Here is a 13,682-nt window from a genome sequence, read left to right as displayed (position 1 = left end):
CGCTTGGGCGGGTCCGGCCGGCTCTCTCCTCGCGGCCCCAGCCGCCTAGCTCAGCATCGCATCCGAGATCGAGCAGGCTGCCGGACCCAGGATGACGATGAACAGCACCGGCAGGATGAACAGGATCAGCGGCACGGTCATGATCGCGGGCAGGCGCGCGGCCTTTTCCTCGGCGCGCATCATGCGCTCGTTGCGGAATTCGGCCGAGAGCACGCGCAGCGCGGATGCGAGCGGCGTCCCGTAACGCTCGGTCTGGATCATGGTCGTCACCACGCCCTTCACCGCTTCGAGATCGACGCGGTAGGCGAGGTTGTTGAACGCGGTCTTGCGCTCGTTGAGGAACGAAAGCTCGATCGCGGTGAGCGCGAATTCGTCGCCCAGTTCGGGATAGGCCCGGCCCAGTTCCTTCGCCACGCGGTTGAAGGCGGCGTCCACCGTCAGGCCCGCCTCGGCGCAGATCACCAGCAGGTCGAGCGCATCGGGCAGTCCCTTCTGGATTTCCGCCGTGCGCTTCGACGACTTGTTGCTGAGGTAGATTTCCGGCCCTTTGTAGCCGAGGAACACGGCCCCCGCGAAAGCCATCAGCTGCGTGAACGGGCCGAGCTCGAAGGTGTTGGCATAGTAGAACACGAAGAAGCCGACGATCCCGAACACCACCGGCAGGATCGCGCGCAGGCCGATGATGACGACCGCGAGTTCCTTGTTGCGGTAGCCCGCATGGGCGAGCTTCTGCTGGACCGCTTCGACCTGGCTCTGCTGCAGGACTTTCATCCGGCTGAGCTGGTCGCGGACCTTTTCGGTCGTGTCGGTCTTGCGCACCAGGCTCGCGCGCTTCTTGGCGGTGGAATTGACGATCCCCGCCTTCAGCTCCTCGCGCCGGGCATTGAGCGATTTCACGCGCTTCGCCATCGGGTCCTTGATCGTCACCGCGGTGTAGATCGCGAACAGGACGGCGAGCGCGGCGATCCCGGCGAGGATCGAGCCGACGAGCACGACGTCGAAGCCGAGCAGGGTGGGTCCGGGGGGTTGGTTGATCATGACTTTTGTTCCCGGCTCAGATTTCGAAGCTGACCATCTTGGCCATGACGAAGGCACCAATGCCCATCCACACCAGCCCGCCGAGCCCGGCGACGATCAGCCGGTCGTCGGTGAAGAAGCCGCCGATATAATCCGGGTTGATCCAGTAGATCATGCCGAACACCATGAAGGGCAGCACGCCGACGATATAGGCCGATGCCTTGGACTCTGAGCTCATCGCCTTGATCTTGAGCTTCATCTGGGCGCGCTTGCGCAGCACGTCGGCGAGGTTCGACAGCGTTTCGGCGAGGTTGCCCCCGGTTTCGCGCTGGATCGCGAGCGTGATGCAGAAGAAGTTGAATTCCGGAATGTCGAGCCGGTCGGCGGTTTCCTGGAGCGCATCCTCCATCGTCTTGCCGATCTTGATGCGTTCGGTGATGCCCTTGAATTCCTCGCCCACCGGGCCGGGCACTTCCTGCGCGACCACGCCGAGCGTTTCGGTCACCGGCAGGCCCGAGCGCAGGCCGCGCACCAGCAGCTCGATCGCGTCGGGGAACTTGGCGTTGAAATTGGACGTGCGGCTCTTGATGAAATAGCCCACCACCATGTGCGGCAGCCCCGCGCCGATCAGCAGGCCCACACCGAGCGAGAGCAGCAGCGCGCCCGACTGGATATACATCACCACCGCAACCGCGATCCACAGGCCGAGGCTGGTGTAGAGATATTGCGACAGGGTCCAGCCCTTGCCGGTGCGGTCGAGCCGCCCTTCGAGCGCTTCGAGCCGCGAGCCGGAACCCGCCTTGCGGTAGAGCTTGGGCTTGCGCTGCGCGATCGCGCGCTTGAACTGGCTTTCGACCTTGGCATCGACGCTTTCGGAATGGCGGTAGCGCAGCGCCTCGACGCGGCGCTTCTGCGCCTTGCCCGCGCCGGCGCCTTCGAGCAGGAGGTAGCCGATCACGATCATGCAGAAGATCGCGCCCGTGATGAGCAGGGTCTCGAAAAAACTCATGCCTTTGGCTCCTGCCTTCTTAACTCTGCCCGGTTCCGCGAGCCTTGCCCCTTTGCCCGTGACCCCCGTGCCCGTGACGCGCTCCGGGGGAGGGAGGGGGCCGGGCGGCGCCGGGCGGCCAGCCGCCCCGGCGCCGCCCGGCGCCCTTTGCCGATAGGGCCTACTCGGCCGCTTCGGCCTCGCTCTTGTCCTTCTTCGCCAGCAGCGACTTGAAATCGAACCCGCCGAGCAGCGACTTCTTCTCGGGGCCGCCGGCGACGCTTTCGAGATCGTCCTCGCTCGCGCCGACGATGCGTTCGGCGATGGAACGCATCGCCGCGCTCGCCTTGCTCGACCGGTTCGCATCGACGAAGACCTGCCCCAGCTTGGCCGCGTTCGAGGCTGCCTTGATGTCATAGGGAATGACGAAATCGATCTTGCGCTCGATCGAGGCTTCGAAATCCGCCTTGGAAATCTCGGCCACGGCCGGCTGGACCTTGTTCGCGACGATCATCGGGTGCGCGTGCGCGGCGTTGGTCTTGAGCCACGAGAGGATGCGGATCGCATCGCGCGCCGAGGCGAGCGTGAGTTCGCAGGTGACGAGCACGAGGTTCACGTCGCCCAGAAGCTGCGGGAAATTGATCAGCATATTGCGCGGCATATCGATGACCGTCATCTCGAATGCCTGGCGGAATTCCTCCTCCAGCTGGACGAAGGCCGACCCGTCGGTCATCAGCGGCTGGTTGATCGGGGCTTCGGCCGACAGGATCGACAGGTTGTCGTTCGCCCGGATCATGGCGCGTTCGATGAACAGGCCGTCGATGCGGCTGGGATTGTCGATCGCGTCGGTCAGCCCGCGGCCCGGTTCGAGATCGAGCGCGAGCGCGCCGGTCCCGAAATGCACGTCGAGGTCGAGCAGCGCGGTCGGCGCCTTGTGCTCGTCGGAGAACAGCCAGGCGAGCGAGGTCGCCAGCGTCGAGGCGCCCACCCCGCCGCGCGTGCCGACCACCGCGGTCGAGAGGTGGCGGCGCACGCCGTCGCCTTCGCCCGCGCGCGGCGCGGTGAAGACGGTCAGCGCGTTGTTCAGCGCATCGTGCACCTGCTGCGCCGAAAGCGGCTTGAGCAGATAGTCGTGGATCCCGCTCGCGAGCAGGTCGCGATAGAGCCGCACGTCGTTGACCTGGCCGATCGCGATGACGACCGTGCCCGGCTCGCACACTTCGGCGAGCGCGTTGATGTCGTTCAAGGGATCGCCGCTTTCCGACAGGTCGACGACGAGGATCGCCGGCGAGGCGCTGACCGAAAGCGACTGGATCGCGTTGCGCAGGCCGCCCTTGTTGCACTTTTCCGGCTGCCAGCCCATTTCGATCACCACCGGACGCAGCACGTCCAGCGCGGTGTCGTCGCAGATGAAAGCCGCGAAGGGATCGCGATTGCCGGGAAGGCCGTTTTTCCAGGGAGCATTCATGGCTTAGTTTCCTCCTGCACCGCCGCCGCCGCCGCCTCCGGCGCCGCCACCGGCGTTGGCATTCATCAGGCCCCGAGCCCCGGTGGGCTCGGCATCGCGCAGCGCGCCGATCGCCTTGTTCGAAGTCGAGATGACCGTCTCGCTGTCACCCTTCTTGCCTTCGAGAAGGTCTTCGGGATCGGCCACCATGGCGGCGAGGTTGCTGTTGACCGCGCAGCCGAAATTGGGGCTGGTCGCGTTGTAGTAGTTCGCATCGGCCGGGGCCGACCAGTCGGGGCAGCCCGGCACGCGCGCTTCGGAACGGGAAATCACGACCCGCGCCTGGCCGGGGGCGAGCATACCCTGCGTGGTCGGCGCGGTTTCCGACACGATCAGGCCATAGCGCCCGGCAAGGTCGTTGACCGCGTTGGTCACAGCCGGGTTGGCCGTCGGGTTCTCGATCGAGACGCGGTCGCCATAGCCGAGGTCCATCGCTTCGAACCAGCCGTTGAGGCGCTGCTGTTCGGAAATCGGCAGGCCGTCGGATGCGGTGTTCACGTCGAGCGTGAAATTGGTCCGCTCCACCACCGGCTGCTTGACCGAATAGAGCGTGCGGTTTTCCGGCATCCCGGCGCAGCCGCCGAGCACGAGGCCGAGCGAGAGGGCGAGGGCGACACCGGGGGCGCCGAGCAGGCGGGCCCGGGTGCGGTTGGGTTGCTTGGTCATGATCGTAAACCTTTCCTCTCGCGTTACAGGCTGAAGCCGGGCGCGGCCGCCCCACCCTTATCGACGTCGGCGGTGCGGTCGGTCCGCCCGCGCGAGCGGTCCTCGGCCCGCTTGGGCTTGGGAAGCTTCGGCACGTTGTTGGGCACGATCGCGGCCGGGTCGGCATTGCTGATGTCGGGCGCGGGCGCCTCGTCCCCGACCGCAGCGGTCGGCTTCGGACGCTCGGCGCCCGAGACGCCGGCATGGTTCTGGTAGGCTATGAGCTGTTCGAGCTCGTTCGCCGAGCGATAGCCGTCGGTCGGAAGCGCGATGTCCTTCGCGTCCACGGGCTTCACGAGATAGGGCGTGACGACGATCACCAGCTCGCTCTCGCCGCGGCGGAATTCCCGGCTGCGGAAGAGGTTGCCGAGGATCGGCACGTCGCCGAGGCCCGGCGCCTTGTCGAGCGCGTTCTGCGAATTCGTGCTCATGAGCCCTGCGATCATGAAGCTCTGGCCCGAACCCAGTTCGACCGTCGTTTCGGTGCGGCGGATGGTGAGCGCGGGAACCTGGAAGCCGTTCAGCGTGACCGAGCCCTGGGTCGAAAGCTCGGAGACTTCCGGGCGGACGCGCAGCGAGATGCGGCCATTGGAAAGCACGGTCGGCGTGTAGGACAGGCTGACCCCGAAATTGCGGAACTGGATCGCCACGTTGCCCAGCCCCTGCGCGATCGGGATCGGGAATTCGCCGCCCGCGAGGAAGGTCGCGGTCTCGCCCGACAGCGCGGTGAGGTTGGGCTGCGAGATCGTGGTGATGAGGCCGAGGCGTTCGGACAGGTCGAGCGCGCCCAACGTGTCGATCCCGAACAGGCGGCCGAGGCCCGACAGCGTGGTCGAATCGTTCGAATCGACCGCCGGACCCGGGATCTGCGTGCCGTCGGGCAGGATGAAGGCCGACTGCGCGACGTCGTTGCCGACGCCGAGCGGACCCTGCGGCGACCACGTTTCCGTGCCGCCGAGCTGGCGGCCCGTGCCGATGCCGAAGCGGAAACCGCTCGACCCGTCGAAGGTCGTCAGGTTGCCGCCGATCTCGCGCACGAGGCTGCGGCTGACTTCGGCGAACTTGACCTGCAGGTTGACCTGAAGCGGGGTCGCGGTCTTCATCCGGCTGATGACATTGGCGTCCTCGCCGAGGAACGCCTGGACGAGACGCTCGGCCTCGGCGGCGTCCTCGGGCGCGGCGACCGTGCCGGTCAGAAGGACCGTGTTGGTCCCCATCGTCGCCACGTTCACCTGGGCATCGGGCATGGCGAGCGCGAGCATCTGGTCGATGCTCGAGATGTTGTTGCCGACCCGGATATTGGCCGAGAAGATGACATCGCCGCGCGCATTGCTGGCGTAGATCGTGGTCTCGCCGCCGGCGCGTCCGAAGACGTAGAGCTGGCGCTGCGACTTGATCTGGACGTCAGCGACGTTTTCATTGGCGACGAAGACATCGGTCATCGTGCCGGGCACGGTGACAAGCTCGCCGCGGCCGATCGACAGGACGATCTCCTCGCTCGGCTTGACCACCTGCTGGGCGGTCGCGGTGGTCGCGGGAAAGGCCGCGAATGTCGGCGCGAGCGCCAGGCTGGCAAGCAGCAGTTTCGCTTTCAGGCGGCGTTTCATTGTCTGACCCCCTCGGATGGTCGGCTGTGCGCGCATGGTTTCGGCCCCTTGCGCCGCGCAGCTTGCGGTAAGCTGTGTGTTGTGTGCCCCGGTCATTATCGCTCTCCTCAGCGCACCGTCAGCGAGCCGAGTTCGGCCGGCTCGTCGTTGTCGCCCCCGCGCGACCCGCGGGCGCCGGTGCTCACGAAGCCGCCGCTCACGGGGACTTCGGTGGTCGCCTTGCCGCGGGTGACGCGCACGCTCGGGCCCTTGTTGACGGGCGCGCCGTCCACCTTGGCCGAGACGCCGGGCGCGGGCGGGGTGTATTTCGGCTTGCCGTCGTCCTGCGGCGGGATCGACTTGCGCTGGAAGCGCGACACGTCGCCGCCGGTGGCGTAGGTCGTGCCGCTGTCGATCGGGCGGCCCATCGCGGCGCGCAGGATGCGCTCTTCCTCTTCGGGAGTCGCGTCCTCGGGGATGGTGACATCGCCCGCGGCGATGGCGCGTTCGAGCTCGGCCTGGTTGTCCGCGATCGAGCGCAGCACGAGGCTGAGCGTGCCGACGGTCTGGGCGACGGCGATCTTCTCGGCGATCTTGGGCGTCACCTCGAGCGTCACCGTGCGGAAGGCGCGGACCACGGTCTTGCCCTGTTCGTCGGCGACCTGTTCGGTCGACTGGTCGGTGGCGAGCACGCGCAGGTTGCGCAGCACGGTCTCGGCGGCCTTGAGCGGGCGGCCTTCGCCCTCGACTGACTGGGTGAGGACGAGGTCGACCCTGTCGCCCGGGAAGACGAACCCGGCAACGCCGGTGCGGGCCGAGACGGGCACGGTCACCGCGCGCATCCCCGGACCCAGCGCCGCTGCAAGGAAGCCGCGGTCGCCCGGGCTCACCAGCGAGCCCTGCGTGACCGGCTCGCCCGCGGTGACGGGATAGCGCACGACCGTGCCGAGCAGCTGGTTCACGTCGCTTTCGCCGTCGATGAAATAGGCGTCCTGCACGAGCTCTTCGGGCCACTGCTGGTAGCCCAGCGCATCGGCGGTGACGATCGTGCCCGCAGGCAGCGCCCGCTGCGCGACGAGCACCTTGGGCCCGGTCGGGACCGCGGCGGTCGCATCGGGCGCGGCGTTTCCGGCGAACATACTGCGCGCGGCGAAAGCCGTGCCGACCGCGATGATCAGCGCGCCGAGCAGCAGAACCAGCTTCTTCCTATCCATGGCTAATCTAGCCCCCTAGTAAGTGCCCTTAGACGTGGTGCGGGCGGGTATGGTTGCGATGCGTAAGCCCGGAAGGGTTAAGATCGAGTTGACCCGGGAAACGCCGCCGGGGCGGAAATCGCGACTTTGGTGTGATCGCTCCCCGCAAGGCTGGCGTAGGCGCTTTCAGGCACGTAATTCATGCCCAGCACCCACAGCCCGCCGAAAGCGATGGCGACGCCGTATGGAATGGCGAGTCGCTCGCGCTGGCGGCGCAGGAAATGCCAGGTGCCCATGACGATGGTCAGCACCCCGCCCGCGATCGCCATGATGACGAGCAGTTGGAGGAAGGAGGCGGGCTCGATCCACAGCGCCAGCGCGGTCAGCAGCTTGACGTCGCCCCCGCCCATGACGCGCAGCGCGAACAGGCCGGCGAGGATGACGAAGGCGGCCAGCGCCACGCCCAGCTGCATGGCGACCCCCGGCCACAGCGAGAGGCCCGACGACCACCAGAACACCGGCGCGCCCAGCGCGATGGCGGCGTTAAGCCAGTTGTCGATCTGGCGCCGGCGGATGTCGGTGAACGCGGCAAAGACCAGCGCGATTGCCAAGGCAACCAGCAGCCCGTAGTGAATTGTGCCATGTTGAATCTGGGTCGTAAGCATATGGCCCCCGATATGCGGCCGCCGACCCTTGCGGGCGGCCCTTGTCTTAGCCTGTGCTACAGGTCAGGGCTTACCAAATAGTAACCACACTTTCGGGCGGAGAAGCGGCATAATGAGCGAGGCGGCGGCGCAGGAAACCGGTGAAAGCTCGCCCGAAAGCCGCAAGGCCGCGCCGATAGACCGCCGCGCGATCCCGCCCCATGCGCGCGAAACGGTCTGGACCGCTCCCGACGGTCACGATGTGCGGCGGATCGACTGGCCCGGCGCGCAGCCGCCGCGCGGCTCGATCCTCTTCCTTCCCGGGCGCGGCGACCATTACGAGAAATATCTCGAAGCGCTGGAGGAATGGCACCGCGCGGGCTGGCGCGTCACCGCGTCCGACTGGCGCGGGCAGGGCGCCTCCGGGCGGCTCGGCAAGGATGCCGTCACCGGCCATGTCGAGGATTTCGCCCACTGGGTCGATGACCTCGCTCACCTGTGGGAGCTCTGGAAGGCCGAAACGCCCGGCCCCCACATCCTCGCCGCCCATTCGATGGGCGGGCATCTTTCCATGCGCGCGCTGGTCGAGCGCCGGATCGATCCCGATGCCGTCGTGCTGTCCGCCCCGATGCTGGGCATGAACGGACCCCCGCTGCCGCTGCCCGCTCTCCACGCCATTGCGAAGACCATGACCCGGATCGGCGATCCCGCCCGGCAGGCGTGGAAATGGTCGGAAAAGCCGGGCGAGATGCCGGCGGCGCGCAATGTCCTGCTCACCCACGACGACGAGCGCTACGAAGACGAGATCTGGTGGCGCAAGCACCGCCCCGAACTGGTCATGGGCCCGGCGAGCTGGCGCTGGCTCGAACGCGCCTATGCCTCGTGGCGCGGGCTCGAGGAATCGGGCGCGCTGGAAGCGGTCGAGACCCCGGTGCTCATCCTGTCGACCAGCGCCGACAAGCTGGTGAGCCATTCGGCCAATGTCCGCGCGTCGAAGCGGCTTCCGAACGCGCGGCTGGTCGAATTCGGGCGCGAGGCGCGCCACGAAATCCTGCGCGAAGCGGACCCGGTGCGCGCCCGCGCCATGGACGCGATCGCCGCTTTCCTTGACGAGGCCGCGCGATCAGGGAATTGAGCCGCGCGATGAGCGACGCGCTTTACGATTTCGCCGTGATCGGTGCGGGCATGGCCGGCGCGAGCATCGCCGCCGAGCTGTCCCCCCATGCGCGCGTGCTGGTGCTAGAGGCGGAGGACGCGCCGGGCTATCATTCGACCGGGCGTTCCGCCGCCTTCTGGGAGGAATGCTATGGCGGGCCGGGCGTCGTCCCGCTGACCCTGCCTTCGGGCGATTTCCTGCGCGAACACGGCTTTCTGAAAGGACGCGGGGCGCTCTATGTCGGGCGCGGCGAGGACCGGGCGAAAATGGACGCCTTCGTGACCTCCTTCGAAGGCACGGGCGTCACCATCGAACGATTGGGGCGCGCGGGGCTGGAGGAGCGCATCCCGCAGATGCGCGGCGAGTGGGTCGATGCGATCTGGGAACCGGCCTGCGCCGATATCGACGTGGCCGGCCTCCACCAGCATTACCTCAAGGCAGGCCGCGCGGCGGGGGTCGAGCTGGCGGTGAGAGCGCGCGTCGCTGCGCTCGCGCGGGAGGAAGGCGGCTGGCGAATCGCCTGCGAGGACGGGCGCGAATTCCGCGCCGAAAAAGTGGTCAACGCGGCCGGCGCGTGGGCGGACCCCGTCGCGCGGCTGGCGGGGGCAAAGCCGCTCGGCATCGATCCCAAGCGCCGCACGGTCGCGCAACTGCGCGTCTCTCCCGCCGCGCCCGACGACCTGCCGCTGACGCTCGACATCAATGGCGGCTTCTATTTCAAGTCCGACAATGGCCGCCTGTGGCTCTCGCCCCATGACGAAGTGCCGACCGAACCCTGCGATGCCGCTCCGGAGGAAATGGACGTCGCGCTCGCCATCGACCGCTTCGAGCGCGTGACCGACTGGCGGATCGAGGCGGTCGAGCACCGCTGGGCGGGCCTCAGGAGCTTCGCCCCCGACCGCCTGCCGGTCTATGGGGAAGACCCGCAAGTGCCGGGCTTCATCTGGTTCGCAGGCCAGGGCGGCTTCGGCATCCAGACCGCGCCCGCCGCCGCGCGGCTGGGGGCGCAGGTCATGCTCGGCCTCGGCCCCGATGCGATGACCGCGGGGATCGATGCCGCGCGCTATTCGCCCGCGCGCTTTCACGCCGGCTGAAGCGCGGAAAAAGGGGCGTTTGGGGGTGGCCAAGCCGCCTTCGGCCTGTAAGGTTGAGCGCCTCACATTTGTTTGCGACAAGGGGAGGGGCCGATGGCTCACAAGTTCGAGATCTACAAGGACAAGGCGGGCGAATTCCGGGTGCGGTTCAAGTACAATTCGGAAGTGATGTTCTCGACCGAGGGCTATTCCTCGAAGGCGAGCGCGGAGAACGCGATCGCCTCGATCAAGAAGAACGGCCCCGACGCGCCGATCGAAGACAACAGCTGAGCCTTTGCGGAAATTGCCGCGCGCGTCGGGGTGAAGGATATTTCGGGGCGCGGGTAGGAAAGTTCATGGCGCGGGTGCAACCGAAAGGGGGCGCCCGCGTCTGACTTTCGTCAACTTTGGGCCGCGAAACGCCCTACAGCCGCGCTATGCGCTCGGCCTCGTCGCTGGCGAGGCGGTCGACCCGCTCGTTTTCCGGGTGGCCCGAATGGCCGCGCACCCAGTGCCACGACACGTCGTGGCGCGCGGCGACTTCGATCAGTTCATGCCACAGGTCGGCGTTCCTGACCGGCTTCTTGCTGGCATTGACCCAGCCGCGTTTCTTCCAGCCCTCGACCCAGCGCGTCATCCCGTCGAGGACATACTTGCTGTCGGAATGAAGCTCGACCCGGCAGGGCTCGGTGAGCGCGGCCAGTGCGCGGATCGCGGCGGTGAGTTCCATGCGGTTGTTGGTCGTCTCCGCCTCGCCGCCCGAGAGCTCCTTTTCGTGTTCGCCCATGCGCAGCAGCGCCCCCCAGCCGCCGGGGCCGGGATTGCCCTTGCACGCGCCGTCGGTGAAGATCTCGACCTGTTTCATCGGACGTTCCATGGGCTGATCCTCTCGCCGGGATCGCGCCCCGGGGCAAGGGCTCAGGCGACAAGGTGGTCGCCGTTCTCGGCATAGAAGCGCCAACGCTGCGCGAATTCCATCGGGTCCTTGCGCGTCACCAGCGCATCGCCGGGCGTCGCGTGCCAGTCCTCCGCCCGGCTCGCGACGAAGCGCAGGGCGGCGCCTTGCGCGATTCGCCCGAAGGCGCGCCGCTCCGCCTCCTCGAGCGGGCGCACGTGCTGGTAGGCATCCAGCAACGCCTGCCCCCGCGCCGGGTCGTAGGCGTTCGTCTGCGCATCGAAGCACCACGCGGCATGGGTGGTGGCAAGGTCCAATGCGAGGCTGTCCGTGCAGGCGAAGTAGAAGTCGATCATGCCGGTGACCCGCTCGCCCAGCATCAGCACGTTGTCGGGGAACAGGTCGGCGTGGATATTGCCGCGCGGCAGGTGCGAGGTGTCGAGCGCGGCGGCGGCGCGCGCGGGCTCGATCATCGCGGGCAGGGCCGGGTCGATCGCCGCCAGCGCCTCGGTTCCGCAGGCTTCGAGCACGGCGAGATTGTCGGCGAACCCCATCGTGTTGGCGCGGGTCAGCGCGAAGTCCCCGCTTTCAAGGTGCATCCGCGCGAGCGCCTCGCCCACCGCGGCGGCCTGCGCGGGACTGGGGCGGGTGGGGGAGACGCCCGGCAGGTATTCGATCAGCGCGAGCGCCTTGCCGCTCTCCATCCGGAAGGCCGCGCCCGAACGGTCGTGGATCGTGCGCGGCACCGGGCAGCCGCGCGCGGAAAGGTGGTCGAGCAGGCCGAGGAAGTAAGGCAGGTCGGCAAGCTCGATCCGCCGCTCGTACATGGTCAGGATGAAGCGCCGCGTGCCGTCTCCGGTCCCCGCCGTCTCCACCAGCCAGTTCGAATTGGAGACGCCTTCGGCAATGCCCTTGGCCGAGACCAGCGCGCCGACGTCGTATTCGCCGATCAGCCGCGCGAGTTCCTCGGCGCCTAGATGGGTGTAGACCGCCATGTCGCCTCCCTGCCGGAAGGCGCCTTATTCGGTCAGCTGGCGCGGCAGCTTGAACACCATCTTCTCTTCCGCCGCGGTGATCGTCTCCTCCGCGATCGGGCGCATCCGGCCCAGCGCGTCGACCACTTCGCGCACCAGCACTTCCGGGGCCGAGGCGCCCGCCGTGATGCCGAGAGTGTTGACGCCCTCGAGCCAGGCCGGGTCGATTTCGTCCGCGCGCTGGATCAGTTTCGACGGCGTGCCCAGCCGCTCGGCGACTTCGACGAGGCGCAGCGAATTGGACGAATTGGGCGCGCCGATCACCAGCACGAAATCGCAGTCCTGCGCGATCTCCTTGACCGCGGCCTGGCGGTTCGAAGTGGCGTAGCAGATGTCCTCCGCCTTGGGCCCCTCGATGTTCGGATAGCGCCATTCGAGCGCCTCGATCACCTCGCGCGTGTCGTCGACCGACAGCGTGGTCTGGGTGAGATAGGCAAGCGGCTCGTCGGAATCGAAGGGAAGCTTGTCGACGTCCTCGATCGTTTCGACGAGCGTCATCTGGCCCGGTTCGACCTGGCCCATCGTGCCGATCACTTCGGGGTGGCCTTCGTGGCCGACGAAGATGATGTGGCGGCCCTTCTCGATCTGGCGCTCGGCCTGGCGGTGGACCTTGGAGACCAGCGGGCAGGTCGCATCGACATAGAGCAGCTTGCGCCGGTTCGCCTCGGCCGGCACGGATTTCGGCACGCCATGCGCGCTGAACACGACCGGCGCATCGTCGGGAACCTCGTCGAGTTCCTCGACGAAGATCGCGCCTTTCGCCTCGAGCCCTTCGACGACGTATTTGTTGTGGACGATCTCGTGCCGGACATAGACCGGCGCGCCGTAGCGTTCGAGCGCCTTCTCGACGATCTCGATCGCCCGGTCGACCCCGGCGCAGAACCCGCGCGGGGCGGCGATCAGGAGGTTGAGCGGCGCCGCATCGGCAGCGGCGGAAGCGGCGGGGGCTGCACCGTCGGCGACGGGCGTTTCGGGCAAGGACGCGTTCATGTCGCTCCCTCTAGCGTTTTGTGGCGCGCCTCGCTAGGGCACGTTTCGTCGGGCTCCCCGCATGGGGCGCGGGGCCATATTACGGGTAGGCCCGCAGGGGCGCAAACCCCAAGGCATTTCTGGCGCGATAATCGAGGACGACTTTCTCACGATGTTCAAACGCACCTGTCTCGTTCCCGCCCTTGCCGGACTGGCCGCGCTCGGGGCGTGTTCGCAGGAGGGCGAGCTGGTGGTCGACCAGGGCGTCGGCATCACGGCGGTCCTTTCCTCTTGCCCGGCGGTCGGGATTCCCGACTACACCGGCGATGTCACCCTGTTTACGGGCGAGCAGCGCACCGCCGCCAATCTCGACGTGACCGCGGCGATGACCAACCTGCGCTCGACCTGCGACGAAAGCGGGGCGAAGGTCTACACCACCGCGAGTTTCGACGTGGTCGCCCGCCGCTCCGACGTGCGCGGCGCGCGCACCGTGACCTTGCCCTATTTCGTGACCGTGCTGCGCGCCGGTCAGGCGGTCGTGTCCAAGCGGGTGGGCGAAGTCACGCTGACTTTCGCCGACGGCGAGGAGCGCGCCATGGCGAGCGGGCAGGCGGCGAGCTATGTCGACCGCTCCGCGTCCTCGCTGCCCGAGGACATCCGCGAGAAGATCACGCGGCGACGACGCCCCGGCGATCCCGAAGCCGCGCTCGACCCGCTGGCCGATCCCGAAGTGAAAGCCGCGATTGCGCGCACCCGGTTCGAGATGCTGGTCGGCTTCCAGCTTTCCGAGGACCAGCTGGCGTATAACGCGACGCGTTGATGTTCGTGGCAGCCCATCCGGGCTGCCTCCTCGCCGCTGTTCCTCCGTTCCGCTCCGGGCGGCTGCGGGCGCCCGATTGGGCTTGCGGGCCTTCG

14 protein-coding genes are annotated in these 13,682 nt (G+C 67.7%); 4 read left to right on the top strand and 10 right to left on the bottom strand.

Annotated elements, in window-relative coordinates:
* Window positions 1-45: 45 nt before the first annotated feature.
* The 7 genes from G9473_RS09420 to G9473_RS09390 all read right to left on the bottom strand — a co-directional run bounded on the left by G9473_RS09420 (window position 46) and on the right by G9473_RS09390 (window position 7,661).
* Window positions 46-1,038: a type II secretion system F family protein gene (locus G9473_RS09420; protein ID WP_291132781.1), complete on the bottom strand. Its 993-nt coding sequence runs from the start codon at window positions 1,036-1,038 to the stop codon at window positions 46-48.
* 16 nt (window positions 1,039-1,054) lie between these two features.
* Window positions 1,055-2,026: a type II secretion system F family protein gene (locus G9473_RS09415; protein ID WP_291132779.1), complete on the bottom strand. Its 972-nt coding sequence runs from the start codon at window positions 2,024-2,026 to the stop codon at window positions 1,055-1,057.
* Window positions 2,027-2,186: 160 nt separating this feature from the next.
* Window positions 2,187-3,473, bottom strand: a complete 1,287-nt coding sequence (locus G9473_RS09410; protein WP_291132777.1) for a pilus assembly protein CpaE — start codon at window positions 3,471-3,473, stop codon at window positions 2,187-2,189.
* A gap of 3 nt (window positions 3,474-3,476) precedes the next feature.
* Window positions 3,477-4,178 (bottom strand): CpaD family pilus assembly protein, encoded by a 702-nt coding sequence (locus G9473_RS09405; protein ID WP_291132776.1) that lies wholly within the window; start codon window positions 4,176-4,178, stop codon window positions 3,477-3,479.
* 23 nt (window positions 4,179-4,201) lie between these two features.
* On the bottom strand, window positions 4,202-5,824 hold the full coding sequence (locus G9473_RS09400) for a type II and III secretion system protein family protein (protein WP_291132774.1): 1,623 nt from the start codon (window positions 5,822-5,824) through the stop codon (window positions 4,202-4,204).
* A 107-nt stretch (window positions 5,825-5,931) separates the two neighbouring features.
* Entirely contained in the window at window positions 5,932-7,017 is a 1,086-nt protein-coding gene (gene cpaB, locus G9473_RS09395) for a Flp pilus assembly protein CpaB (RefSeq protein WP_291132772.1), read from the bottom strand.
* A 77-nt stretch (window positions 7,018-7,094) separates the two neighbouring features.
* Entirely contained in the window at window positions 7,095-7,661 is a 567-nt protein-coding gene (locus tag G9473_RS09390) for a prepilin peptidase (protein WP_291132770.1), read from the bottom strand.
* A 112-nt stretch (window positions 7,662-7,773) separates the two neighbouring features.
* Here G9473_RS09390 and G9473_RS09385 point away from each other — a divergent pair, with 112 nt between their 5' ends.
* The 3 genes from G9473_RS09385 (at window position 7,774) to G9473_RS09375 (ending at window position 10,160) form a co-directional block, all read left to right on the top strand.
* The gene (locus G9473_RS09385; protein WP_291132768.1) at window positions 7,774-8,775 is read left to right on the top strand and encodes an alpha/beta hydrolase; all 1,002 of its coding nucleotides are present in this window, start codon (window positions 7,774-7,776) and stop codon (window positions 8,773-8,775) included.
* Between the two features lie 8 nt (window positions 8,776-8,783).
* Window positions 8,784-9,890 carry an FAD-binding oxidoreductase gene (locus tag G9473_RS09380; protein WP_291132766.1) on the top strand — a complete coding sequence of 369 codons (1,107 nt, stop codon included), beginning with the start codon at window positions 8,784-8,786 and terminating at the stop codon, window positions 9,888-9,890.
* A gap of 93 nt (window positions 9,891-9,983) precedes the next feature.
* Window positions 9,984-10,160, top strand: coding sequence for a YegP family protein (locus G9473_RS09375; protein ID WP_291132764.1), 177 nt, complete (start codon window positions 9,984-9,986; stop codon window positions 10,158-10,160).
* Between the two features lie 133 nt (window positions 10,161-10,293).
* Here the strand turns inward: G9473_RS09375 and rnhA are convergent, their stop codons facing one another.
* Genes rnhA through ispH form a run of 3 tightly spaced genes read right to left on the bottom strand, consistent with a single transcriptional unit; the run spans window position 10,294 to window position 12,788 of the window.
* Entirely contained in the window at window positions 10,294-10,734 is a 441-nt protein-coding gene (rnhA, locus tag G9473_RS09370; RefSeq protein ID WP_291138383.1) for a ribonuclease HI, read from the bottom strand.
* A 53-nt stretch (window positions 10,735-10,787) separates the two neighbouring features.
* Window positions 10,788-11,759 carry a homoserine kinase gene (locus G9473_RS09365; protein WP_291132762.1) on the bottom strand — a complete coding sequence of 324 codons (972 nt, stop codon included), beginning with the start codon at window positions 11,757-11,759 and terminating at the stop codon, window positions 10,788-10,790.
* Between the two features lie 24 nt (window positions 11,760-11,783).
* On the bottom strand, window positions 11,784-12,788 hold the full coding sequence (ispH, locus tag G9473_RS09360; RefSeq protein WP_291132760.1) for a 4-hydroxy-3-methylbut-2-enyl diphosphate reductase: 1,005 nt from the start codon (window positions 12,786-12,788) through the stop codon (window positions 11,784-11,786).
* Between the two features lie 151 nt (window positions 12,789-12,939).
* On the opposite strand from ispH, the gene G9473_RS09355 reads away from it, so the two are divergent.
* Window positions 12,940-13,587, top strand: coding sequence for a hypothetical protein (locus tag G9473_RS09355; protein WP_291132759.1), 648 nt, complete (start codon window positions 12,940-12,942; stop codon window positions 13,585-13,587).
* Window positions 13,588-13,682: the final 95 nt, after the last annotated feature.

It is taken from the genome of Erythrobacter sp., from assembly GCF_011765465.1.
Taxonomy (GTDB): Bacteria; Pseudomonadota; Alphaproteobacteria; order Sphingomonadales; family Sphingomonadaceae; genus Erythrobacter.
The sequence above is the reverse complement of the archived record's forward strand: the minus strand, read 5'-3'. Positions and strand labels throughout refer to the sequence as shown.

Bases quoted from the DNA above. Each gene is read 5' to 3' on its own strand.
- G9473_RS09410 (WP_291132777.1), bottom strand. From the start codon at position 3,473: ATGAATGCTCCCTGGAAAAACGGCCTTCCCGGCAATCGCGATCCCTTC.
- G9473_RS09375 (WP_291132764.1), top strand. From the start codon at position 9,984: ATGGCTCACAAGTTCGAGATCTACAAGGACAAGGCGGGCGAATTCCGG.
- G9473_RS09415 (WP_291132779.1), bottom strand. From the start codon at position 2,026: ATGAGTTTTTTCGAGACCCTGCTCATCACGGGCGCGATCTTCTGCATG.
- G9473_RS09380 (WP_291132766.1), top strand. From the start codon at position 8,784: ATGAGCGACGCGCTTTACGATTTCGCCGTGATCGGTGCGGGCATGGCC.
- G9473_RS09355 (WP_291132759.1), top strand. From the start codon at position 12,940: ATGTTCAAACGCACCTGTCTCGTTCCCGCCCTTGCCGGACTGGCCGCG.
- G9473_RS09420 (WP_291132781.1), bottom strand. From the start codon at position 1,038: ATGATCAACCAACCCCCCGGACCCACCCTGCTCGGCTTCGACGTCGTG.
- G9473_RS09390 (WP_291132770.1), bottom strand. From the start codon at position 7,661: ATGCTTACGACCCAGATTCAACATGGCACAATTCACTACGGGCTGCTG.
- ispH (WP_291132760.1), bottom strand. From the start codon at position 12,788: ATGAACGCGTCCTTGCCCGAAACGCCCGTCGCCGACGGTGCAGCCCCC.
- G9473_RS09385 (WP_291132768.1), top strand. From the start codon at position 7,774: ATGAGCGAGGCGGCGGCGCAGGAAACCGGTGAAAGCTCGCCCGAAAGC.
- G9473_RS09400 (WP_291132774.1), bottom strand. From the start codon at position 5,824: ATGAAACGCCGCCTGAAAGCGAAACTGCTGCTTGCCAGCCTGGCGCTC.
- cpaB (WP_291132772.1), bottom strand. From the start codon at position 7,017: ATGGATAGGAAGAAGCTGGTTCTGCTGCTCGGCGCGCTGATCATCGCG.
- G9473_RS09405 (WP_291132776.1), bottom strand. From the start codon at position 4,178: ATGACCAAGCAACCCAACCGCACCCGGGCCCGCCTGCTCGGCGCCCCC.
- rnhA (WP_291138383.1), bottom strand. From the start codon at position 10,734: ATGAAACAGGTCGAGATCTTCACCGACGGCGCGTGCAAGGGCAATCCC.
- G9473_RS09365 (WP_291132762.1), bottom strand. From the start codon at position 11,759: ATGGCGGTCTACACCCATCTAGGCGCCGAGGAACTCGCGCGGCTGATC.